Raw genomic sequence first — 22,070 nt, forward strand, 5'->3', positions numbered from 1 at the left:
TCCTGACGACCCGCCGCCTTGCGACGCACCGCGCAGGGGGCTCTTCCAGCGGTGGCCGGCGGAGCCGATGGGACGACAGGGCCCGGCGAACCGGACCCGCGCCGCTCTCGGCGGTCGTCAGCGGTCGTCAGCGGCCGTGCAGGTTCGCCGCGAGCAGGGTCAGCGCGCGGTCGAGGATCGCGGCGAGGTCGTCGCCGCCGCCCGTGTCGATCCAGTGGAAGACGGCCTCGCTCCAGGCGCCGATCAGCGCCCCGACGACGATCCGGATCTCGAAGTCGTCCTCGGGGCGCCCCAGGCGCTCGGCGGTGACGGAGGCCAGCAGCCGGCTGGACTCCTGGATGTTCTCGCCCATGCGGGCGCGGATGGCCGGGACGGTGCGCACCAGCCGCAGCCGCTGCCGCATCTCGTCCAGTTCGGCCGGGTCGGTGAACATCTCCCGCAGCGGTCCCAGCAGGGCGTGCCGCACCGACTCGACGATGGGCTCCGTCACCGGGCGGTCGCGCAGGGCGGCCACCATGACGGGGTCGTACTCGTCGGTGAGGACGATGTCCTCCTTGGTCGGGAAGTACCGGAAGACCGTGCTGGCGGAGACCTCGGCCGCGTCTGCGATCTGCTCGACGGTGGTGCCGTCGTACCCCTGCGCCTCGAAGAGCCGGTAGGCCGCGCGGCGGATGGCCCGGCGGGTCTGGATCTTCTTGCGCTCGCGGAGGCCGGGTCTGGTCGAGCTCGTCGGTCTCGTCGGTGCGGTCACGTGGTCATTGTCGGGCATCGGTCGCCGGCGCGGCCACGGCGGCGGACACCGCAGCCCGCGTCTTCCCGCCCGTGCCCGGCAGGAAGAGGGCGGTCAGGACGGCGGCCGCCACCGAGGCGCCGCCGCAGACGAGCAGGGCGAGGTCCATGCCGTGCACATAGGCCGCGTCCGCGGAGGCGGCCAGCGCCCGGTCGCCCAGGGCGGCGGCCACCGCGTGCGCCGCGCCGACGGAGCCCGCGGCGGTGCCGGCGGCCGCGGCGGGCAGGCCGGTGGTGTCGAGCCGGCCGGTGTACGCGCCCGCGAGCAGGCTGCCCAGGATGGCCACGCCGATCGCGCCGCCGGTCTGCCGCAGGGTCATCAGCAGCCCGGAACCGGCGCCGGCGCGCTCCTTCGGCAGGGCGCCGAGCGCGGCGTCCATGGCCGGGATCATCGCGAAGCCGAAGGCGAACCCGGTGACCGACAGCCACAAAGCGGTGAACCCGTAGCCGTCGTGCACCTGGGTACGGCTGCCGAGCACGGCGGCCCCGGCGAGCGCCACCAGCCCGGCGGTCACCACCGGCCGCGCCCCGAACCGCGCGACCAGCGGCGCGCTGCCCCGGGCCGCCACCATCAGACCGCCCATCATGGGCAGCAGCCGCAGGCCGGTGCCCAGGGCGTCGTTGCCGAGCACGGCCTGCAGGTACTGCGGCAGCACGAAGAGCAGCCCGGTGAGGATGAAGGTCACCAGCGTCGCGGCGACCGCGTTCCACAGGAAGCCGCGCTGCCGCAGCAGGCCGACGTCGAGCATCGGCCGTTCCTGGCGGCGTTCGCGCAGCACCAGCCCGGCGAGCAGGGCGACGGCGCCGAAGAGCGCGAGGAGCACCAGCGGATCGGCCCAGCCCCGCCGCGGGGCCTCGATGATGCCGAGGACCAGCGCGCCGAGCCCGGTCATCACCAGCGCGGTGCCGGGCAGGTCGATCCGGGGTGTGGCGGGGTCGCGGGTCTCGGGCAGCAGGAGGAGGCAGGCGGTGATGCCGACGGCGACCAGCGGGACGTTGACCCAGAAGATCGAGCCCCACCAGAAGTGGTCGAGCAGGACGCCGCCGATGATCGGCCCGAGCGGCAGGCCCAGCGCCATGGCGGCGGTGACGGCGCCGACCGCCTTGGAGCGCTCCTCGGGCCCGAACAGCGAGGGCAGGACCGACAGCGCGAGCGGCATGACCAGCGCGGCCCCCAGGCCCATCACCGTGCGGGCGGCGACCACCGGCCCGGGGCTGCCGGCGAGGACGCCGAGCACCGAGCCGGCGAGGAAGACCGCCAGGCCCGCGACGAGCATCCGGCGCCGCCCCCAGCGGTCGCCCAGCAGGCCCGCCGGGAGCATCGCGGCGGCGAACACCACGGTGTAGGCGTCCACGATCCACTGCTGGTCGCCGGTGTCGGCGCCGAGTTCGGCGGCCATGGTCGGCAGCGCCACGTTCAGGATCGTCATGTCGAAACCAAGGACGAGCATGCTCGCCACCAGCGCGCCGAGGGCCCACCAGCGGCGGGGGTCGTTCGTCGTCATGGCGCGACTCTTTCCGATAGCCGGTATCAAATGATAGTGACTCTCAAAAAAGAGTAGCTGTCAATGCGGGTATGCGAAAGCCCCGCGGACCGCCGGAGCGGTGCGCGGGGCTCTCGGGGCCGCTGCGGTGGGCTACGCGTGGTTGTAGGCCACCAGCGAGATGCCGACGTAGTGGGCGATGAAGGCGGCGAGGGTGAACGAGTGGAAGACCTCGTGGAAGCCGAAGAAGCGCGGCGAGGGGTTGGGGCGCTTGGTGCCGTAGACGATCGCGCCGACGCTGTAGAGCAGGCCGCCGACGACGATCAGTACCAGCACGGCGACACCGCCGCGCCGCATGAAGTCGGGCAGGAAGAAGACCGCCGCCCAGCCGAGCGCGATGTAGCAGGGCGTGTAGAGCCAGCGCGGGGCGCCGACCCAGAAGACCCGGAAGGCGATGCCGGCCAGGGCTCCCGCCCACACCAGCCAGAGCAGTATCTCCTGCTTGCCGGTGGGCAGCAGGAGCAGGGTGAGCGGCGTGTAGGTGCCCGCGATGATCAGGAAGATGTTCGCGTGGTCGAGGCGGCGCAGCACGGCCTCGCCGCGCGGACCCCAGTTCCCGCGGTGGTAGAGCGCGCTCACTCCGAACAGCGCGCAGGCGGTCACGGTGAAGACGGCGCAGGCGATCCGCCCGCGGGTGCTCTCCGCGAAGGCGGTCAAGGTGACGCCCGCGACCAGGACGGCGGGGAACATCCCCGCGTGCAACCACCCCCGGAGTTTGGGCTTCAGTGGGGCGGCGACGGCGGCGAGTTCATCAAGGGCGGGAGGCACAACGGGAGTCTCGTCCACGGAGCTCATGAGGTCAATGCTACCTACGCTCGCGTAAGTTACCTGTAGGTAACTTGCGATGTCGCCGGACGGGGGGAGTGGCGCTGCTCACCTCACGCGCCCTGGACAGATCCCGTTTCCTGTCCTGATACTCATATGAGTGCGGTCGGCACCGGATGAGCAACCCACGAAGCAGCATCCGGGTCGCAGCCCCCAAGGGGTCCCAACAAAACACCCTCGAAAACTGACGCCAGGTGAGTGCACACCGGGCGGAACGGAGCGATCGTGGCGCGCGTCAATGCGGCTCCCACCCATCATCAGGACCTGATCGCCTGGGTCGGCGAGATCGCCGAACTGACCCAGCCCGACGAGATCGTGTGGTGCGACGGCTCGGAGGAGGAGTACCAGCGCCTGGCCGACGGGCTCGTGAAGCAGGGCACCTTCACGAAGCTCGACCCGATCAAGCGCCCCAACTCGTACTACGCCGCCTCCGACCCGACCGACGTCGCTCGTGTCGAGGACCGCACCTTCATCTGCTCGGAGAAGGAGCAGGACGCCGGCCCGACCAACCACTGGAAGGCCCCCGCCGAGATGCGGGAGATCTTCACCGGACCGCAGGGACTCTTCCGCGGCGCCATGCGCGGCCGGACCATGTACGTCGTCCCGTTCTGCATGGGCCCGCTCGGCTCCGAGCTGTCCGCGATCGGCGTGGAGATCACCGACTCCGCGTACGTCGCCACCGCCATGCGCACCATGACGCGCATGGGCCAGGACGTGCTGGACGCGCTCGGCGAGGACGGCTTCTTCGTGCGGGCCGTGCACACCGTGGGCGCCCCGCTGGAGCCCGGCCAGGACGACGTTCCGTGGCCGTGCAACTCCACCAAGTACATCTCGCACTTCCCCGAGACGCGCGAGATCTGGTCCTTCGGCTCCGGCTACGGCGGCAACGCGCTGCTCGGCAAGAAGTGCTACGCGCTGCGCATAGCCTCGGTCATGGCGCGGGACGAGGGCTGGCTGGCCGAGCACATGCTCGTCCTGAAGCTCACCCCGCCGCGCGGCGGGGCCGAGGCCGTCAAATACGTGGCCGCCGCCTTCCCGAGCGCCTGCGGCAAGACCAACCTCGCGATGCTGGAGCCGACGATCCCCGGCTGGACCGTGGAGACGATCGGCGACGACATCGCCTGGATGCGCTTCGGCGAGGACGGCCGTCTCTACGCGATCAACCCCGAGGCCGGCTTCTTCGGGGTCGCGCCGGGCACCGGCGAGCACACCAACGCCAACGCGATGAAGACCCTGTGGGGCAACTCGGTCTTCACCAACGTCGCCCTCACCGACGACAACGACGTCTGGTGGGAGGGCATGACGGAGGAGCTCCCGGCGCACCTCACGGACTGGAAGGGCAACTCCTGGACGCCGGAGTCGGGGACCCCCGCCGCCCACCCCAACGCCCGCTTCACCGTGCCCGCCGCCCAGTGCCCGACGATCGCGCCCGAGTGGGAGGACCCCAAGGGCGTGCCGATCTCGGCCATCCTCTTCGGCGGCCGCCGCGCCTCGGCGGTCCCGCTGGTCACCGAGTCCTTCGACTGGCAGCACGGTGTCTTCCTCGGCGCCAACGTCGCCTCCGAGAAGACCGCCGCCGCCGAGGGCAAGGTCGGTGAGCTGCGCCGCGACCCGTTCGCGATGCTGCCGTTCTGCGGCTACAACATGGGCGACTACTTCGGCCACTGGGTCGGGCTGGGCAAGACGCACGACGCCGACAAGCTGCCGAAGATCTACTACGTGAACTGGTTCCGCAAGGACGCGGACGGCCGGTTCGTGTGGCCCGGCTTCGGTGAGAACAGCCGCGTGCTGAAGTGGATCGTCGAGCGCCTCAACGGCCGGGCCGAGGGCGTCGAGACCCCGATCGGCATCCTCCCGGCCGAGGGCTCCCTGGACGTCGCCGGGCTGGACATCGAGCAGAAGGACCTCGATCTGCTGCTCTCGGTGGACATCGAGACCTGGCGCGAGGAGGCCTCGCTCATCCCGTCCCACCTGGAGACCTTCGGCGACCACACGCCCACGGAGCTGTGGGACGAGTACCGCGCCCTGGTGAAGCGCCTGGGCTGACCGCCCGCCGGAATCCGGGTCCCCCGGCCCTCCTCGCGTGTGCGGCGCGGGCGGGCGGTCCCGGCGGTAGGCGCGGCCCCGGTGGCGGGGGGTCCCTGACCCTGACCAACCCCCGCCGGACGGGTCCGGCCGACCCTCACAGAGCCCGGGGCCCGGACATGACGCGTGCGACGTCGTGTCCGGGCCCCGGGCGGTGGTGCCTCAGACGGTCGCGGCGTGGGCCGCGAGACGGCGCTCGGCGAGCGCCACCGCCTCCGTGTCCTGCCGTGACTCGGCGACGACCAGTGCCCGGCCGGCGAGCGCGTGCGCCCGCCGGTGGAGGGCGGCCGTGCGGGCGGGATCCCCGGCCCCGCGGCCGGCGGGGAGCCGGAGCGGCGGCCGGCCCTGGTGCAGTCGTGCCACCACCTCCGCGAGCTGCTCCGCCGCGCGGTCGAGCTCGGGGCACGGTGCCGACCCCCGCAGCTCGTCGGTGACGGTCAGCAGGGCGGCGAGGTGGCCGGCGAGCTGGAGGTCCAGCTCCTCGTCACGGCTGCGTCGCGGAAGGCGGGGCGCCGTCGCCGTATGGACCGATTTGGTGCGGATCGGCTCGTACATGGGTGCACTCCTCCTGCGTTCAGGAGTACATCCTAGCTTGGACTCAGTCCAAGATGCGAGTGATTCAAGACATTGGTCCGGACTACGGCTGGCCGTAGCCGTCCAGGAACCGCCCGATACGGCCGACCGCGTCCGTCAGGTCCTCCTTCGAGGGCAGGGTGACCAGCCGGAAGTGGTCCGGCTCGGGCCAGTTGAAGCCGGTGCCCTGGACCACCAGGATGCGTTCCGCGCGCAGCAGGTCCAGCACCATCTGCTGGTCGTCCTTGACCTTGTAGACCTTGGGATCCAGCCGCGGGAACGCGTACAGCGCGCCCTTCGGCCGCACGCAGCTGACCCCGGGGATCTGCGTCAGCAGCTCGTACGCCGCGTCCCGCTGCTCCGCCAGCCGGCCGCCCGGCAGCACCAGGTCCTTGATCGACTGGCGGCCGCCCAGCGCGGTGGCCACCGCGTGCTGCGCCGGCACATTGGCGCACAGCCGCATGTTGGCCAGGATCGTCAGGCCCTCCAGGTAGCTGGTCGCGTGCTCCTTGGGGCCGCAGACCGCGAGCCAGCCGCTGCGGTAGCCCGCCACCCGGTAGGCCTTCGACAGCCCGTTGAAGGTGAGCGTCAGCAGGTCGGGGGCGATGGCCGCGGTGGGGGTGTGCGTGACGCCGTCGTAGAGGATCTTGTCGTAGATCTCGTCCGAGCAGACGATCAGGTTGTGCCGGCGGGCGAGGTCGGTCAGCTGCCGCAGCAACTCGTCGTCGTACACCGCGCCCGTCGGGTTGTTCGGGTTGATGATCACCAGTGCCTTGGTGCGGTCGGTGATCTTCCGCTCGATGTCGGCGAGGTCCGGGAACCAGTCCGCCTGCTCGTCGCAGCGGTAGTGCACCGGCGTACCGCCGGACAGCGAGACCGCCGCCGTCCACAGCGGGTAGTCCGGTGCCGGGATCAGCACCTCGTCGCCGTCGTCCAGCAGCGCCTGCATCGCCATCTGGATCAGCTCGGACACCCCGTTGCCGAGGTAGATGTCCTCGACGTCCAGGTCGATGCCCTTGGTCTGGTAGTGCTGCATCACCGCGCGGCGGGCCGGGAGGATGCCCTTGGAGTCGCCGTAGCCGTGCGCGCCGCCGAGGCTGCGCAGCATGTCCTCGAGGATCTCCGGGGGGCACTCGAAACCGAAGGCCGCCGGATTGCCGGTGTTCAGCTTCAGGATGCGGTGACCTGCCGCTTCCAGCCGCATGGCCTCCTCCAGCACCGGGCCGCGGATGTCGTAGCAGACGTTGGAGAGCTTCGTGGACTGGATCACCTGCATGTCCGTGAGCTTACGGCCACGTAACGCCGATCGCCCCGTGTTCTTGACCACGTGTGCGCCGAACGGTGACGGACCGCTACCCTCGCGGCATGTTCTCGTTGCTCAACGACGAACCCGTCGCCACCGCCGGCGACGACCTCCTCGGCACGGGCGGTGCCGCACGGCAACTGGCCCGGCTGCTGATCGACTCCCGCGGCTCCACCCCCCTCACCCTCGCCGTCGACGCGGGCTGGGGGATGGGCAAGAGCAGCCTCATGCGCCTGGTCGACGCCGAACTCTCGGGCACCGCCGACGTGCACACCGTCTGGTACAACGCCTGGACCTCGCGCGGCGCCGACGCCCTCGAAGGCCTCATCAAATCCGTCCTGGCGCAGTTCGACCGTCGCCTGCTGCGGCGCGCGCTGCACCGTGCGACCGAGCACCGCGTGCTGCTGCGGACCCTCCGCGCCGGAACGGCGCTGCTCGCCGGGCCGCTCGGCGCGGCGGGACTGGTGGACGAGCTCTGGCGCAGCCTGTCCGCCGACGCCCAGGCCCGCAACGACATGCGGGACGCCCTGCGGGACCTGGCCGCGCAATGGGCGCAGACCGCCGAGCACGCGCCGCGCCGGCTGCTCGTCGTCTTCATCGACGACCTCGACCGCTGCTCCGAGGAGACCGTGCTGGCCGTCTGCGAGGCCGTCAAGGTCTACCTCGACGTCCCCGGTCTGGCCTTCGTCATCGGCTGCGACCGCTCCGCGCTGTCCCCCGGCGGCCTGCTGGGCGACCTGTCCCCGGCGGGCTCCGCCTTCATGGAGAAGATCTTCCAGACCAACTACCGCGTCCCGCCGCCGGACGACATCGAGGCGTACGTGCGCGGCTGCGCCGCCCGGGCCGGCATCGGCGACCTCCTCGACGGCCCGCACATCGCGCTGCTGGCCGAGCGCACCGGGCGCAACCCGCGCCGCGTCAAACGGCTGCTCAACGGCTTCGTCCTGGAAGCCGGACTCAATCCCCTCTGGCGGGACTTCGGGCCCGAGGTCATGCTCCGCACGCTCCTGCTGCAGCACCTGTACGGGGACTTCCACCGCGTGCTGGTGAGCGGCCGCGGCGGCGACGCGATCCAGGAGTTCCTGGACTACCGTGCGGTGCGCCGGTTGCTGCGCGCGCCCGCGCCCCTGACCGGTCAGGGCAGTGAACTGGTGCGCCGCCTGCTCACCGAGCACGAGGTGCCGCTCGCCGCCGACCCGGCGCCGCAGGATCGCACGCGGGCACTGGCCGAACTGGAACGCCGGCTGCCCCCCGCCTTCGTGGCGCTGGTCGGGGACCGGGGGTTCACCTCGCTCGTGGACGACCTCGTCCGGATGCCCGAGGCCGCCGGTCTGATCCGCCGCCTGCGGCGGTCGCCGCGGGCCGCGGCGGTGACCACGGTCGAACTGGACGAGGAGCGGGCCCCGCAGGCAGCCCCCGAACCCCCGGAGCCCGGCCCGTACACCGGTCTGAGCGTGCTGTGGATCGACGACAACCCGCACACCGTCTCCTCCGAGGTCCACGCGCTGCGGAGCAGGGGCGCCCGGGTCGAGGTGGTCGAGGACCGCGCCGGTGCCGAGGAGTGGCTGCGGGCCGCCGCCCCCGACCTGCTGCTCTCCGACATCGGACGGCACGGCGACCCCCAGGCGGGCTTCACCGACCTCGAGCACCTGCGCGGCACGGGCCGCTACACCGGTCCCGCGCTCTTCTACACCGGCTGGGTCGCCCCGGAACGCGAGGAACGCGCCCGGCAGGCCGGCGCGCTCGGCGTCGCCGCCGAACCCGCCGCGCTGTACGGGCTCATCGACCGGATGCTCCGGCAGCCCGGCGCCGTACCGAGCGTCCCGCCAGCACGTCCGTCCGCCGGCCGTCCTCGATGACGAACCGTCCGTCGATCAGCACGTGGGGAATGCCGGTGGGCAGCCCTCGCGGCCGCTCGAACGTCGCGCCCGCCGCCACCGTCGCGGGGTCGAACAGCACCAGGTCGGCGCGGTGGCCCTCGCGGACCAGCCCGCGGTCGGTCAGCCCCAGCCGGGCGGCCGGGCGGCCGGTCAGACGCGCGACGCAGCCCTCCAGCGAGAGCACCCCCAGCTCCCGTACGTAGCGGCCCAGATAGTGCGGGAAGGTGCCGTACGCGCGCGGATGCGGCTTGTCCCCGACGAGCAGCCCGTCGCTGCCGCCGGTGTGCGCCCGGTGCCGCATGATCGCCCGGACGTTCTCCTCGTGGCCCACGTGCTGCAGGATCGTTGTGCCCAGCCGGTCCTCCAGCAGCAGCCGGCGCGCCGTGGCGAAGTCCGGTACCCGGTGGCCCACGTGGGCCCTGAGCGCCGGCTCGCGCACCCCGGACACCTCGATCGTCGACCAGTCCACGGGCACCCCGTGGCAGCCGTCCGAACCGTCCACCTCCATGGCCCGCCGGATGCGCTCCGCCTGCGCGTCGTCCCGGAGCCGGGCGAGGGTCGCCTCCGGGCCGCCCTCCGTCGCCCAGCTCGGCAGCGTCGCGGCGAGCGTGGTGGAACCCGGCAGATACGGATAGGTGTCCAGGCTGATGTCCGCGCCCGTCGCCAACGCCGCGTCCAGCAGCGCCAGCAGATCCGGCGCACGGCCGGCGTTCACGCCGAAGTTCATCGTCGCGTGGGCCAGGTGCAGGGCGCAGCCGGCCTCGCGGGTCAGCGCGATCATCTCCGCGTAGGCCTCCAGCGCGCCCGCGCCGTAACTGCGGTGGTGCGGGCAGTAGTAGCCCCCGTGGGCGGCCACGACCCGGCACAGCTCGGTCAGTTCCGCGTCCGAGGCGTACATCCCCGGGGTGTACGTCAGCCCCGACGACATCCCCACCGCCCCCTGCGCCATGCCCTCCGCGACCAGCTCCTTCATCCGGTCCAGCTCGGCATGCGTCGCCGGGCGGTCCTCCCACCCCACGGCGAGGATCCGCACGGTGCCCTGCGGGACGAGGTACGCGGCGTTCACGGCGATGCCCCGGTCCAGGCGGTCCAGGTACTCGCCGACGCTGCGCCAGTCGTAGTCCAGCCCGTCCGGATCGCCGTTCCATCCCGCGAGTTGGCTGCGCAGCCCGGCGAGGGTGGCGTCGTCCACGGGCGCGTACGACAGCCCGTCCTGCCCCAGCACCTCCAGGGTGACCCCCTGTGCCGTCTTGGCCTCGTGCGCGGGGTCGGTCAGCAGGGCGAGGTCGCTGTGCGCGTGCATGTCGATGAACCCGGGGGCGAGTGCGAGCCCGGTGGCGTCCAGGGTCCGGCGTGCGCCGCGCACGGTTCCGATCTCCGCGACGCGGCCGTTGCGCAGGCCGACGTCCGCGACGTACGGGGGTTTTCCGGTGCCGTCCACGATGGTCGCGTTGCGGATGCCCAGATCCATGCGCGGCGCTCCTCCTTTTCCGCAGGTTTTTCCCCGCCCTCCCGCCCGTGTGCCCTGTGAAGTCAGTGATCCCGGCGCGCGTGCGGGGTGCGCCGGGTGCGGGGCCTCCGGGGCTGGGCATTCTGGACAGCACATTTCGGTGCCTCGGGCACGATCTGTTGATCACCCCGGGTCATGCACCCAAATATGCTCCACAGTCCAGAACGCCCACCCCTACGACCCCGCCCCCTCCGTTTCGTCATGCGCCTGATCCCCGGTGGGGGGTAGTGGCGGCACCGTGCTCGGGCCACCGTTGGCGCAGCGCAGTCCAAGGGCGCAGCCGTCACCGCCTACAGCACCCCCACCGGCCCGGGTGGGGGCGTGGCGGGGTCCTCCCCCAGCGGCAGCTGGGGGAGGGCGGGCGGGGAAAAAACCTACCCGGGCGGTCAGAAGAAGGTACGGACGAAGTCCGTGACGACCCCGGTCTCGCCCACGACAGGAATGAGCTGCCATTTGTCGAACGCCGTGCACGGATGCGACACCCCCAGCCCCACCCAGTCCCCGACCGCCAGGTCGACTCCGCCCGGGGCCACGGACACGAACGCGTGCTGGTCGGCGAGCCTGGTGACGGTCAGTCCCGCCGCCGGGACGGTGGAGCCGCCGGCGGCGGGGCGCACGACCTGCGGCACCGGGAGATCGAGGTCGTAGGGCGCGTCGCGCTTGCCCGCGTTGAGGAGGGCGAGCCCCGGTTCGGGCCGGGAGAGCACCTGGGCCCACAGCCGGAACGCAGGCTCCAGTGAGCCCTCCGCGGCGATCCGGCCGCGGAAGGGCGTGACGTCCCGGTAGTGGACGTCGTCGTGGGTGACGTAGGCCCCGGACCGCAGGAGTTTGCGTACGGGACGGGACAACGGCCCCAGGGAGCCGAAGGCCTCGGCCACCCCGTCGAACCATTCGCTGCCGCCCGCGCTGACCACGATCTCCTCGGCCGCGGCGAAACGCCCCGCCGCGTCGAAGTCCCCCGCCAGTGCGACGAGTTCGTCCAGCCAGGCGCGCGGGTCCGGCGTGGGCGCCTCGTAGCCCGCGACGCCGACCAGCCGCAGGTGCCGCGCCGCGGTCACCGCGTCCGCGACGCGTGCCGCCTCGACGGGACCGCGCACCCCCGTGCGGCCGCCCGCCGCGCCGAGTTCCACCACGACGTCGACGACGCCGGTGAGGGCCGCGTCCATGAGCTCGACGCCCTGGACGGAGTCGACGTAGCAGACGAAGCGGAAGCCGGGGTCCTCCGCGAGCTCGCGGGCGAGCCAGCGCAGTGCCGCCGCGTCGACGAGTTCGTTGGCGAGGAAGACCCGCGGCACGCCGAACGCCCGGTAGACCCGCACCTGGTGCGGGGTGGCGGCGGTGATGCCCCAGGCGCCGTACGCGATCTGGCGGGCGAACAGTTGCGGGGCCATCGAGGTCTTGCCGTGCGGTGCGAAGGCGAGCCCGTGCTTGTCCGTGTAGGCGGCGAGCTGGGCGAGGTTGTGCTCCAGGGCGGGCCCGGAGAGCGTGAGCAGCGGGGTGGTGAAGCCGCCGTCGAACAGGGAGCGGCGCTCGGCGGCGAGTTCGCCGACGGTGCGTCCGTCCGCGTCGGGGGGAAGCCCCTTGAAGCGGTGGTCCACGCGTTCCTCGCGCAGCTCGTCGATCCGCATGGGGCCTCCCAGGAGCGTTGCAATATGTGCAATGGTCATTGCGTATGGTGTTCCGACGTGTCTAACATCCCTGCCGGCGCCGGGTCAACGGTGCCCAGGAGGGAGCCGAAGTGAGCGTGGACGTCGTGTGCGTGGGCGAATCCATGGTGACCTTCGTGCCCTCCGCGCCAGGGCAGCGCCTCGCCGAGGCCGCCTCGTTCGCGCGCGGCACCGGCGGCGCCGAGTCCAACGTCGCCTGCGCGCTGGTGCAGCTCGGCCACACCGCCCGCTGGATCAGCCGGGTGGGCGCGGACCCGTTCGGGGACCTTCTGCTTGCGCAGATCGCCGCGGCCGGAGTCGACGTCTCCGCCGTGCGCCGCGACCCCGACCGTCCCACCGGCGTCTACTTCCGCACCGGGGACGGCGAGGTCGCGTACTACCGGGCGGGCTCCGCGGCGACCGCCCTGTCCCCGGCGGCCGTCGGGCGCGAGGAGGCATGGGCGGGCAGGGTCCTGCACCTGTCCGGCATCACGGCCGCGCTCTCGGCGGGCTGCGCCGACCTCGTGCGCGAGCTGACGGCGCCGGGGCCCGGGCGCCCGCTGGTCTCCTTCGACGTCAACTACCGCCCCGCCCTGTGGCGTTCCGGTGACCCGGCGCAACTCGCCGCGCTTGCGCGCCGCTGCGACCTGGTCCTGGTCGGCGAGGACGAGGCGGAGGCCGCCTGGGGCCTGCCGGACGCCGACGCCGTGCGCGAGGCGCTGCCCGGGCCCGCCGTGCTCGTCGTCAAGCAGGGCGCGCTGGGGGCCACCGCCTACGAGGGCACCGGTGCGGGCGTCTTCGTCCCCGCGGCCGGCGCGCCGGTGGTCGACCTGGTCGGCGCGGGCGACGCCTTCGCCGCCGGATTCCTGTCCGCGACACTGCGCGCGCTGCCGCTGCCCGACCGGCTCGCCCGCGGGCACGCGCTGGCCGCCGCGGCGATCGGGGTACGCGGCGATTCCCTTGCCGTACTCGGGGACGAGGCATGGGGGAGACTGCGCGCATGAGCCAGACCGTGGACCGCGCCCTGCGCATCCTGCCCCTGCTCGCGGAGGGGCCCGCCAACCTCGAACAGGTCGCCACCCGCCTGGACGTGCACAAGTCCACCGCGCTGCGGCTGCTGCGCACGCTGCACGAGCACGGCATGGTCTACCGCCAGGACGACCAGCGCTACCGGCTGGGCACCAGGCTGTTCGCCCTCGCCCAGGTGGCGATGGAGAACCTGGACGTCCGCGGCATCGCGCACCCCCACCTCGTCGCCCTGGGCGAGCTGACCGGCCACACCGTGCACCTCGCCGTGTACGAGGAGGGCGAGGTCGTCTACATCGACAAGGTGGACAGCCGCTACCCGGTCCGCATGTACTCGCGGATCGGCAAGCCTGTCGCCATCACCGTGGCGGCCGTCGCCAAGCTGCTGCTGGCCGACCTGCCCGAGGCCGAGCGGCGCGCGGTCGCCCGGGGGCTTGAGTACCCGCGCTACACCTCCCGTTCGACCCCGGACGCCGCCGCCCACCTGGCCGAACTCGCCCGCGTGCGCGAGCAGGGCTGGGCGAGCGACCTCGGCGGCCACGAGGAGTCGATCAACTGCGTCGCCGCGCCGATCCGCGGCGCGGACGGGCGCGTCGCGGCCGCCTGTTCCCTGTCCGCCCCCAATGTGGTCGTCAGCGCGGAGGACCTGCTCCGGCTCCGCCCGCAGGTCCAGCGCACCGCGGAGGCGATCAGCCGCGAGTACTCCGGACAACCCAGCCAAGGAGCCCGATGAGCGACAAGACCGCGATCACCCCGGCGACCCACACCACCCCGCCGGCCACGTTCTCCCACGGGGTCCGCAAGGGCAACATCCTCCAGGTCGCCGGCCAGGTCGGCTTCGGCCCCGCGGTGCCGGGCCGGGCCCCCGCCCCGGTCGGGCCGGGGCTGCGGGAGCAGACCCTGCAGACCCTCGCCAACGTCCAGGCGGTACTGGAGGCGGGCGGCGCCTCCTGGGAGGACGCCGTCATGATCCGCGTCTACCTCACCGACACCGCCCACTTCGCCGAGTTCAACGCCCTCTTCGACGAGTACTTCGCCGGCCTGGAGGGCGCCCCCGCCGCCCGTACGACGGTCTACGTCGGCCTGCCCGCCGGGCTGCTCGTCGAGATCGACGCCCTGGCCGTCCTGGACTGACGCCCGCCCCCACCGCGGTGGGGCCGGCGGTGTGAACGTGACACCGCGCCCCCGGGGCGCGGGACCTCTCCCGGGGGCGCGGTGGGTCTGGGTGACGGTCCCGCCGGTTACGGCAGCCCGTGCACGTGCGGGCCGACCGTGCCCGAGAAGCCGTTGCCGTTCGCCGCGTCCCAGTTGGTGGACCAGGTCATCGCGCCGCGCAGCCCCGGCCAGGTGGTGGAGGGCTTGAACGAGCCGCAGTTGGTGCCCTTGGTCAGGCAGTCCAGGGCGTTGTTCACGACGGTCGGCGAGACGTAGCCGCTGCCCGCCGCCCGGGATGACGCCGGCAGGCCGAGACCCACCTGTGAGGGTGCCAGACCGCTCTGCAGCTGGATGCAGGCCAGGGCGGTGATGAAGTCGACCGTGCCCTGGGAGTACACCTTGCCGTCGCAGCCGTTCATGGAACCGCTGTTGTAGTACTGGGTGTTGACGACGGTCAGGATGTCCCTGATGTTGAGCGCGGTCTGGAAGTAGCCGAAGGACGTCGACTGCATGTCGATGGTCTGCGGGGCCATCGTGATGATCAGCCCGGTGCCCGCCTTGGCCGACAGGGAACGCAGCGCCTGCGTCATCCAGGTCGCGTTGATCCCGTTCTCCAGGTCGATGTCGACGCCGTCGAACCCGTACGTCTGCATCAGCGAGAAGACGCTGTTCGCGAAGTTGTTCGCCGAGGCGGAGTCGGTGACGCTGATCGTGCCGTTCTGGCCGCCGACGGAGACGACGACCTTCTTGCCGGCCGCCTTCTTCGCCGCGATGTCGGCCTTGAACTGGCCGACCGAGTAGTTCAGCGCCGGGTCGAGGGTGAAGGAGACCGCGCCGGGCGTGGTGGTGGCGTCGGCGAACGACACCGCGATGATGTCGTACTGGCTCGGGACCTGCGCAATGGTCTGCACGGTGGCGCCGTTGTTGAAGTTCTGCCAGTAGCCGGTGAGCACGTGCTTGGGCAGCGAGCCGCCACCGGTGGGCGTCGGGGTCGGCGTCGGGTCCGTCGGGGTGGGGGTCGGCGTCGGGTCCGTGGGGGTGGGTGTCGGGGTGGGCGTGCCCGAACCGGGTGCCCCCAGCAGGCTCACGTCGTCGGCCAGGTAGGCGGGCTGCGCGTACCAGCCGTGCAGGTAGACGGTGACCGAGGTGGTGCTCGCGCCCGTGGTGAAGCTCGTGGACAGCGGCTGGTACGAGGTCGCGGACGGGGTCCAGACCGAGGCCTCCGCCATGCCGGTGCCGGTGGCGCCGAGGTAGACGTAACTGCCCTGGACATAGGCGCTCAGCGTGTACGTGGAGTTGGGCCGGACGCTGATGGTCTGCGAGCAGCGGGAGTTGTCGGAGGACGACGGCGTGCCCTGGAGGGCCTTGGTGCCGCCGTGCACGGGGGAGCCGACGACCGCGCCGCTGGAGGCGGTGCACGACCAGCCGGACAGGCCGCTCTCGAATCCGCCGTTGGCCACGAGGTTGGTGTCGGCGGCGTTCGCGCTGCCGGAGTTGGCGACGAGTCCCGCCACCGCGAGAGCGGCGGCGCCGACGGCCGCCGCGGCTCTGAGGGCGGTGCTCCGCGGGCGTGCGAGTTCCACTACTGCCTCCTGGGGGCGAGGAGTTGGGCAACGGGTACGCGAGTGGCCACTCTTGTGAGGTCGAAGTTTGGTCCAGACCAATCCCCCGGTCAATACCCCTGGCCCCCTGGCCGTCCCGCTCCCGCGGCCGCGCATATGCGCCGAGCATCTGCGCCCGTACGCGTATTCGCCCCGTCACTTGGGTACCGACTTCACCAAGTGTTCGGCGACTTAGCGCGCTGCTCCCACTACGCACCGATAGGCTCACCGCGATGGGACTGGGCGGGAGTTCCGGGAGGCAACGGGTGTCGAGTGTCATAGCGGTCACGACGGACGACCTCGCGCTCCCCCTGGAGGAGCACGTGAGCCGCACCGTCGCCGCTCTGGAGGTCCACGGCCACCTCGTCCTCCTCGTGCCGCCCGACCCCGCCGATCCGGTGCGCCGCCGGGTGCACACCGTGCGGGCCGCCCTGGAGGCGGACCGGGTGGCGATCGTGCCCGTCGACCTGCCGCCGCTGGCCGCCGTCCTGCTCGCCGAGCAGTTGCGGCAGCTGGCCGCCACCGACCTCGGCCCCGGCGTGCTCGCGGGCGCAGCCCGCCTGCTGTCGCACTACCTCTACTCCGGCGCGCTGCTGGGCTCCGTCGCCAAGCTCGACCGGGTCGAGGTCCCGGTCGGCGCGCACCTGAAATCACTGGTGCCGGGCCGCCACTTCGCCGTCCTCGCCCACCCCGAGCCGCACCTCGTCGAGGCCGACCCCGCGGCGGTGCCCGCCGGCCCCGCGTTCCTCACCCAGCTCGCGCTCGCCCAGGGCCACGGCGTCGACCCCGGCTGGGTCACCGGCCCGCTGGCCCGCGCCTGGCGCGCCCAGCCCGTGCGCGAGGTGCCGCTGCCCGCGGACTCCGCGCGCTGGTGGGGAACCGGCAAGCTGGTCGAGTTCACCGCCTACATCGCCGACGTCGGCGTGCTCTACCAACTGGTCACCTCCGTGCGCCGGGACAGCTGCGGCTGGTGCGGCCTCGCGGTCATCGGCGACCGCTGCCTGTTCTGCTCGGCCGCGGTGGACGGACTCCAGCGCATCCGGCCGCCCGAGCGGCCGCGTCAGGTCGTGCACGCGCAGCGGCGCCCGCACAGCCTGGCGTCCCGCACCGCCCCCTCCCTCCCGTCCCCTCCTCCCGAAGGCTCTCCCCACCAGCACTCGGCACTTGAGCGATAGGGCCCCACCTCTATGAACTCACGTCAGCGTCGCGGCGTCGTCCTTCTCGTGGTCTCCGCGCTCTGCGCGCTCGCCGCGTTCGCGGGAGTCGTCACCGTCATCGGCGACGCGCGCTCCCAGGTCGGACCCAAGGTGACCGCGTACCGGCTGGCCAAGGACGTCCCCGCGTACGAGTCCATCGGCCGCGGCCAGTTGGAGGCGGTCCGCATACCCAAGCGCTGGCTGCCGGCCACGGCCGTCCGCGACGTCGGGCAGCTCAGCGGCAAGATCGCCGCCGTGCCGCTGGAGCGCGGATCGCTGCTGCAGACCGACATGGTCGCCGAACGGCCCGCCCTGCAGGCCGGGCAGATGGAGATCGCGATCATGATCGACGCGGAGACCGGCGTCGCCGGCAAGATCACACCGGGGGCCAGGGTCAACATCTTCGCGACCTTCGCCCCCCGCAAGGACACCGACCCCGAGGTCTCGAAGATCATCGTGGCGAACGCCCGGGTCATCGACGTCGGCGAGATCAGGGCGTTCGACACCGGCGCCGACAGCCAGCGGGCCGGCGGCAAGGGCGTCCCCATCACCTTCGCCCTCGGCGCCGAGGACGCCCAGCGGGTCGCCTTCGCGGAGTCCTTCGCCCGGCACGTCCGCCTCGCCCTGGTCGCCCCCGGTGACGACACCGCGCCCTCGGCGCGGGACCGGACCTACACCCTCGCCCGCGACGGGGCCGCCTCGTGAACGGCGTCCGCATCCTGTCCGGCACCCCGGACCCCGACACCGCCCGCGCCCTCACCGGGCTGCTCCACCAGCTGCCCGGCGCCGACCCCGGGCCCGCGCTGCCCGACTCGACCACCCTCCTCGACGTCCTCGCGCGGGCCGCCGACACCGGGATCGACGAACTGCCCGAGGCCGTCGTCGTCCACGACCGGATCAGCCCGATGCCCGCCCTGGAGGTCATCCGGGAGATCGCGCTGCGCTTTCCGGCCGTCGGTGTCGTCCTGCTCACCGCCGACCCCAGCCCCGCCGTCCTGTCCGGCGCCATGGACGCCGGCGCGCGCGGCGTCGTCGCCCTGCCCCTGTCGTACGACGAGCTGGGTGCCCGCATCGAGGCGGCCGCCGGCTGGGCCGCCGGCGTCCGGCGCCATCTCAGCCCGCAGCAGGCCGCGCTGCCCGCCGTACCCGGCGGCACCATGGTCGCGGTCGCCGGGGCGAAGGGCGGGGTCGGCACCACCGTGATCGCCGTGCAACTCGCCCTGGCCGCGCAGGCCGCCGGAAAGTCCACCGCGCTGGTCGACCTCGACCTCCAGGGCGGCGACATCGCCTCGTACCTCGACGTCCAGTTCCGCCGCTCGGTCGCCGACCTGGCGGACATCCCCGACGTGACCAGCCGGGTGCTCCAGGACGCCATGTACGTCCACGAGTCCGGGCCCGCGCTGCTGCTCGCCCCCGGCGACGGAGAGCGCGGCGAGGAGGTCACCGACCGCTCGGCGCGGCACGTCCTGCACGCCCTGCGGCAGCGCTACGAGGTCGTCGTCGTGGACTGCGGCACCCAGATGACCGGTGCCAACGCGGTCGCCGTCGAGACGGCCGACACCGCTCTGCTCGTCACCACCCCGGACGTCGTCGCCGTGCGCGCCGCCAAGCGGATGGTGCGCATGTGGGACCGGCTGCAGATCCGCAAACCGCAGGACGTCCTCGTCACCGTCAACCGGCACACCCGCGGCAGCGAGATCCAGCCCTCGCTGGTCGCCCGCATCACCGGGACCAGGGTCTCCACCGCCGTCGTCCCCGCGGCGTTCAGGGAGCTGCAGGCCGTCGTCGACGCCGGACGGCTGCAGGACCTCGACAACCGCTCCACCGTCAAGCAGGGCGTGTGGGCCCTCGCCGCCGAGGTGGGCCTGTCCGGCGCCGGGACCGCCCTCGTCCCCCGGCGGGGCCGGCGCACGCGCGGCGACCAGGGCCAGGTCGTGCTGGAGACGCTCGGCATGACACCGCTGATCCTGCTGGTGCTGATCCTGGTCTGGCAGGCCGTGCTCGCCGGCTACACCTTCACGCTCGCCGGGCACGCCGCCGACCAGGCCGCCCGCGCCGCCGCGGTCGGCGAGGACGCGCGCGCGGCGGCGGTCGACGACCTGCCGGGCGCCTGGGACCAGGTCACGGTGGACTCCGGCAGGACCGACGGCATGGTGGACGTGACCGTCGGGCTGAAGGTGCCCGTGCTCTTCCCCGGCGCCGTCGACTTCCCGCTGTGGGTGCACGGCCACGCCTCGGCGGTCGACGAGGAGGTGGACGCCCCGTGACCGGCCGCACCCGGCGGCGGGACCGGGGCAGCGCCTCGCTGGAGTTCCTGGGGATGCTGCCGATCCTGCTGCTCATCGCCCTGGCCGGCGTCCAGTTGGGCCTGGCGGCCTACACCGCCGCCCAGGCCGGCACCGCCGCCCGCGCCGCCGCCCGCATGGAGGCCCGCCACGACCACCCCCTGAGCGGCTCGGCGGCCGGCACCCAGGCCGTCAGCTCCTGGCTGCGGGACGGCACGGACGTGACCACCGACGACGGCGGCGACGCCACGCACGCCACGGCCACGATCGAGATCCCCTCGGTGATCCCGGGCCTGAGCCCCGGCTCCGTCACCCGCAGCGCCACCATGCCCAGGGAGGACGACGACGGGGAACTCGGGGAAGGAGCGGACGGATGAGCCTGCGCGACCGCATCGCGGCCAACGACGACACCGCCCCGCAGACGCAGGAGGGCCACCTCGTGGCCGTCTACCGCGCCAAGCTGCTCCAGGAGATCGACCTCGCAGAGATGTCGGCGCTCGCCGCCGCCGAGCGCCGCGTACGCCTGGAGCGCGTACTGGGCCACATCATCAGCCGCGAGGGCCCCGTGCTGTCCACGAAGGAGCGCACGGGCATCATCCGCCGGGTCGTCGACGAGGCCCTCGGCCTCGGCATCCTCGAACCGCTGCTGGAGGACGCGTCGATCACCGAGATCATGGTCAACGGCCCGGACCGGATCTACATCGAGCGCGGCGGCCGGGTCGAGCCCGTCGCCGCCCGGTTCAGCAGCGCCGAGCAGCTGCTGCAGACCATCGAGCGGATCGTCTCCACCGTCAACCGCCGTGTGGACGAGTCGAACCCGATGGTCGATGCGCGCCTGCCGTCCGGCGAGCGCGTCAACGTCATCATCCCGCCGCTGTCCCTGACCGGCCCGATCCTGACCATCCGCCGCTTCCCGCGCGCCTACACCCTGCACGAGCTGATCGGCCTCGGCACGCTCGACGAGCACATGCTGATGCTGCTGTCCGCGCTGGTCCGGGCGAAGTTCAACATCATCGTCAGCGGCGGCACCGGCTCCGGCAAGACCACCCTGCTCAACTCCCTGTCGGGGCTGATCCCCGACGGCGAGCGCATCATCACCGTCGAGGACGCGGCGGAACTCCAGCTCCAGCAGGAGCACGTCGTCCGCCTGGAGAGCCGGCCGCCCAACGTCGAGGGCCACGGCCGGATCACCATCCGCGACCTGGTCCGCAACTCGCTGCGCATGCGGCCCGACCGGGTCATCGTCGGTGAGGTGCGCGGCGGCGAGACCCTGGACATGCTCCAGGCGATGTCGACCGGCCACGACGGCTCGCTGGCCACCGTGCACGCCAACTCGGCCGAGGACGCGGTGCTGCGGCTGCAGACGCTGGCGTCGATGTCCGAGGTGAAGATCCCCTTCGAGGCCCTGCGGGACCAGATCAACAGCGCGGTGGACGTGATCGTCCAGCTCCGCCGCGACGTCGACGGCACCCGCCGGATCGCCGAGATCGCGATGCTCTCCTCCCGCGGCCGGGACGTCTTCCGGCTCACCAGCGCCACCCGCTTCCGCGCCGAGCCGATGGGCGCCGACCGGATCGTACGGGGCTGGTTCCAGCACCAGCCGGTGCCCCGGGAGATGGCGGAACGCCTCTACCTGGCGGGGGAGTCGGTCCCCGCGGCGTTCGGGGTCGGGGAGAGCGAGCTGGAGCTGTCGACCAGGGAGGCCAAGTGAGTTCCGCGACGTTGGCACTGTCGGTGCTGGGGGTGACCGGGCTCGCCCTCGTGATCGGCGTGTGGGGACTGCACGCCTGGGCCGGCGGCCGCGCCGACCGGGCCGCCCTGGTCGACCGGCTGGCCGAGGTCCCGGCCGGCCGGCGCAGCGCGGTCGCCTTCTCCGGACTGGACCGCCGGGTGCGCACCACCGGGTGGGGCCGGCGGCTCGCGGCCCGGCTCGCCGCGACGGGCACCAACCTGACCCCCGGCCAGTTCACCGCCGCCGCGGTCGGCGTGGTCGGCGGGGCGTGGCTGGTGGCCGACGTGGTGCTGGCCCCCTTCTTCGGCCCGATCGCCGCGCTGCTCGCGGCCTGGGCGGTCAGCTCCTTCCTCGGCTGGCGGCGGCGGGTGCGCACCGAGCGCTTCATCGCCCAGCTGCCCGACCTGGCCCGCGTACTGGCCAACGCCACCCAGGCCGGGCTGGCCCTGCGCACGGCCGTCTCCATGGCCGCCGACGAACTGGACGCGCCGGCCGGCGAGGAACTGCGCAAGGTCGCCGACGCCATGGCGCTCGGCCACTCCATCGAGGACGCCCTGGAGGAACTGCGCGAACGCCTGCCGAGCCGGGAACTGGTGGTTTTGGTGTCGACCCTCGTCCTGTCCTCGCGGGCCGGCGGCTCGGTCGTGGAGTCGCTGCGGAACCTCACGGTGACCCTGGAGGAGCGCAAGGAGACCCGGCGCGAGATCCGCACCCAGATGTCGCAGGTCACGGTCACCGCGTACGCGGTGCCGTTCATCGGCATCGGGTCCCTGCTGCTCCTGGACCGGATCATGCCGGGCTCGCTCGGCGCGATGACCGGCTCGGGGGCCGGGCGGATCGCCGTCGTCGTCGCCCTCGGCCTGTACGTCGTCGGATTCGCCCTCATCCGCCGCATGTCGCGGATCGACGTCTGAGGAGGG

19 protein-coding genes are annotated in these 22,070 nt (G+C 72.8%); 11 read left to right on the plus strand and 8 right to left on the minus strand.

Annotated elements, in window-relative coordinates; translation table 11 throughout:
• Positions 1-127: 127 nt before the first annotated feature.
• From PV364_RS06545 to trhA, 3 genes are all read right to left on the minus strand, one after another.
• A complete protein-coding gene (locus PV364_RS06545) occupies positions 128-769 on the minus strand; it encodes a TetR family transcriptional regulator (protein WP_401973763.1) in 642 nt (213 codons plus the stop codon).
• Positions 756-2,294 (minus strand): MFS transporter, encoded by a 1,539-nt coding sequence (locus PV364_RS06550; protein ID WP_319658723.1) that lies wholly within the window; start codon positions 2,292-2,294, stop codon positions 756-758. Before PV364_RS06550 ends, PV364_RS06545 begins: the two co-directional genes overlap by 14 nt.
• Before the next feature lie 132 nt (positions 2,295-2,426).
• Positions 2,427-3,128: a PAQR family membrane homeostasis protein TrhA gene (gene trhA, locus PV364_RS06555; RefSeq protein WP_319658724.1), complete on the minus strand. Its 702-nt coding sequence runs from the start codon at positions 3,126-3,128 to the stop codon at positions 2,427-2,429.
• A 255-nt stretch (positions 3,129-3,383) separates the two neighbouring features.
• On the opposite strand from trhA, the gene PV364_RS06560 reads away from it, so the two are divergent.
• Positions 3,384-5,204, plus strand: coding sequence for a phosphoenolpyruvate carboxykinase (GTP) (locus PV364_RS06560; RefSeq protein WP_319658725.1), 1,821 nt, complete (start codon positions 3,384-3,386; stop codon positions 5,202-5,204).
• A gap of 201 nt (positions 5,205-5,405) precedes the next feature.
• Here PV364_RS06560 and PV364_RS06565 read toward each other — a convergent pair whose 3' ends face one another.
• Positions 5,406-5,798, minus strand: a complete 393-nt coding sequence (locus PV364_RS06565) for a hypothetical protein (RefSeq protein ID WP_319658726.1) — start codon at positions 5,796-5,798, stop codon at positions 5,406-5,408.
• 82 nt (positions 5,799-5,880) lie between these two features.
• Positions 5,881-7,092 carry a pyridoxal phosphate-dependent aminotransferase gene (locus PV364_RS06570; protein WP_319658727.1) on the minus strand — a complete coding sequence of 404 codons (1,212 nt, stop codon included), beginning with the start codon at positions 7,090-7,092 and terminating at the stop codon, positions 5,881-5,883.
• An 89-nt stretch (positions 7,093-7,181) separates the two neighbouring features.
• Between PV364_RS06570 and PV364_RS06575 the strand changes: the two genes are divergently transcribed.
• Complete coding sequence (locus tag PV364_RS06575) at positions 7,182-8,978, plus strand: P-loop NTPase fold protein (protein ID WP_319658728.1); 1,797 nt, start codon at positions 7,182-7,184, stop codon at positions 8,976-8,978.
• On the opposite strand, the gene PV364_RS06580 is transcribed toward PV364_RS06575, so the two are convergent.
• Entirely contained in the window at positions 8,899-10,470 is a 1,572-nt protein-coding gene (locus PV364_RS06580; protein ID WP_319658730.1) for a D-aminoacylase, read from the minus strand. The genes PV364_RS06575 and PV364_RS06580 overlap by 80 nt on opposite strands.
• 425 nt (positions 10,471-10,895) lie before the next feature.
• Positions 10,896-12,137, minus strand: coding sequence for an alanine racemase (locus PV364_RS06585; protein ID WP_319658731.1), 1,242 nt, complete (start codon positions 12,135-12,137; stop codon positions 10,896-10,898).
• A 110-nt stretch (positions 12,138-12,247) separates the two neighbouring features.
• Between PV364_RS06585 and PV364_RS06590 the strand changes: the two genes are divergently transcribed.
• The 3 genes from PV364_RS06590 to PV364_RS06600 are packed head-to-tail and all read left to right on the plus strand — an operon-like array spanning position 12,248 to position 14,315.
• The gene (locus PV364_RS06590; RefSeq protein ID WP_319658732.1) at positions 12,248-13,159 is read left to right on the plus strand and encodes a sugar kinase; all 912 of its coding nucleotides are present in this window, start codon (positions 12,248-12,250) and stop codon (positions 13,157-13,159) included.
• Positions 13,156-13,914, plus strand: coding sequence for an IclR family transcriptional regulator (locus PV364_RS06595; RefSeq protein WP_319658733.1), 759 nt, complete (start codon positions 13,156-13,158; stop codon positions 13,912-13,914). The genes PV364_RS06590 and PV364_RS06595 overlap by 4 nt, the downstream gene beginning before the upstream one ends.
• Complete coding sequence (locus PV364_RS06600) at positions 13,911-14,315, plus strand: RidA family protein (protein WP_319658734.1); 405 nt, start codon at positions 13,911-13,913, stop codon at positions 14,313-14,315. The genes PV364_RS06595 and PV364_RS06600 overlap by 4 nt, the downstream gene beginning before the upstream one ends.
• Positions 14,316-14,422: 107 nt before the next feature.
• Here the strand turns inward: PV364_RS06600 and PV364_RS06605 are convergent, their stop codons facing one another.
• The gene (locus tag PV364_RS06605) at positions 14,423-15,919 is read right to left on the minus strand and encodes a chitinase (protein ID WP_319658735.1); all 1,497 of its coding nucleotides are present in this window, start codon (positions 15,917-15,919) and stop codon (positions 14,423-14,425) included.
• A gap of 284 nt (positions 15,920-16,203) precedes the next feature.
• On the opposite strand from PV364_RS06605, the gene PV364_RS06610 reads away from it, so the two are divergent.
• The 6 genes from PV364_RS06610 to PV364_RS06635 are packed head-to-tail and all read left to right on the plus strand — an operon-like array spanning position 16,204 to position 22,064.
• A complete protein-coding gene (locus PV364_RS06610) occupies positions 16,204-17,112 on the plus strand; it encodes a hypothetical protein (RefSeq protein WP_319658736.1) in 909 nt (302 codons plus the stop codon).
• Positions 17,113-17,124: 12 nt separating this feature from the next.
• Entirely contained in the window at positions 17,125-17,838 is a 714-nt protein-coding gene (gene cpaB / locus PV364_RS06615; RefSeq protein ID WP_319658737.1) for a Flp pilus assembly protein CpaB, read from the plus strand.
• Positions 17,835-19,400 (plus strand): AAA family ATPase, encoded by a 1,566-nt coding sequence (locus tag PV364_RS06620; protein ID WP_319658738.1) that lies wholly within the window; start codon positions 17,835-17,837, stop codon positions 19,398-19,400. Before cpaB ends, PV364_RS06620 begins: the two co-directional genes overlap by 4 nt.
• Positions 19,397-19,795: a TadE/TadG family type IV pilus assembly protein gene (locus PV364_RS06625; RefSeq protein ID WP_319658739.1), complete on the plus strand. Its 399-nt coding sequence runs from the start codon at positions 19,397-19,399 to the stop codon at positions 19,793-19,795. Before PV364_RS06620 ends, PV364_RS06625 begins: the two co-directional genes overlap by 4 nt.
• A complete protein-coding gene (locus tag PV364_RS06630) occupies positions 19,792-21,129 on the plus strand; it encodes a CpaF family protein (protein ID WP_319658740.1) in 1,338 nt (445 codons plus the stop codon). Before PV364_RS06625 ends, PV364_RS06630 begins: the two co-directional genes overlap by 4 nt.
• On the plus strand, positions 21,126-22,064 hold the full coding sequence (locus PV364_RS06635; protein WP_319658741.1) for a type II secretion system F family protein: 939 nt from the start codon (positions 21,126-21,128) through the stop codon (positions 22,062-22,064). The genes PV364_RS06630 and PV364_RS06635 overlap by 4 nt, the downstream gene beginning before the upstream one ends.
• Positions 22,065-22,070 lie beyond the last annotated feature (6 nt).

Origin of the sequence: Streptomyces sp. MI02-7b, from assembly GCF_033793585.1 — a bacterium.
Classification (GTDB): Bacteria; Actinomycetota; Actinomycetes; order Streptomycetales; family Streptomycetaceae; genus Actinacidiphila.

What these genes read in the sequence shown, in the direction of transcription:
- PV364_RS06545 (WP_401973763.1), bottom strand. Translation starts at nt 769, where the DNA reads ATGCCCGACAATGACCACGTGACCGCACCGACGAGACCGACGAGCTCG.
- PV364_RS06550 (WP_319658723.1), bottom strand. Translation starts at nt 2,294, where the DNA reads ATGACGACGAACGACCCCCGCCGCTGGTGGGCCCTCGGCGCGCTGGTG.
- trhA (WP_319658724.1), bottom strand. Translation starts at nt 3,128, where the DNA reads ATGAGCTCCGTGGACGAGACTCCCGTTGTGCCTCCCGCCCTTGATGAA.
- PV364_RS06565 (WP_319658726.1), bottom strand. Translation starts at nt 5,798, where the DNA reads ATGTACGAGCCGATCCGCACCAAATCGGTCCATACGGCGACGGCGCCC.
- PV364_RS06570 (WP_319658727.1), bottom strand. Translation starts at nt 7,092, where the DNA reads ATGCAGGTGATCCAGTCCACGAAGCTCTCCAACGTCTGCTACGACATC.
- PV364_RS06575 (WP_319658728.1), top strand. Translation starts at nt 7,182, where the DNA reads ATGTTCTCGTTGCTCAACGACGAACCCGTCGCCACCGCCGGCGACGAC.
- PV364_RS06580 (WP_319658730.1), bottom strand. Translation starts at nt 10,470, where the DNA reads ATGGATCTGGGCATCCGCAACGCGACCATCGTGGACGGCACCGGAAAA.
- PV364_RS06585 (WP_319658731.1), bottom strand. Translation starts at nt 12,137, where the DNA reads ATGCGGATCGACGAGCTGCGCGAGGAACGCGTGGACCACCGCTTCAAG.
- PV364_RS06595 (WP_319658733.1), top strand. Translation starts at nt 13,156, where the DNA reads ATGAGCCAGACCGTGGACCGCGCCCTGCGCATCCTGCCCCTGCTCGCG.
- PV364_RS06600 (WP_319658734.1), top strand. Translation starts at nt 13,911, where the DNA reads ATGAGCGACAAGACCGCGATCACCCCGGCGACCCACACCACCCCGCCG.
- cpaB (WP_319658737.1), top strand. Translation starts at nt 17,125, where the DNA reads ATGAACTCACGTCAGCGTCGCGGCGTCGTCCTTCTCGTGGTCTCCGCG.
- PV364_RS06630 (WP_319658740.1), top strand. Translation starts at nt 19,792, where the DNA reads ATGAGCCTGCGCGACCGCATCGCGGCCAACGACGACACCGCCCCGCAG.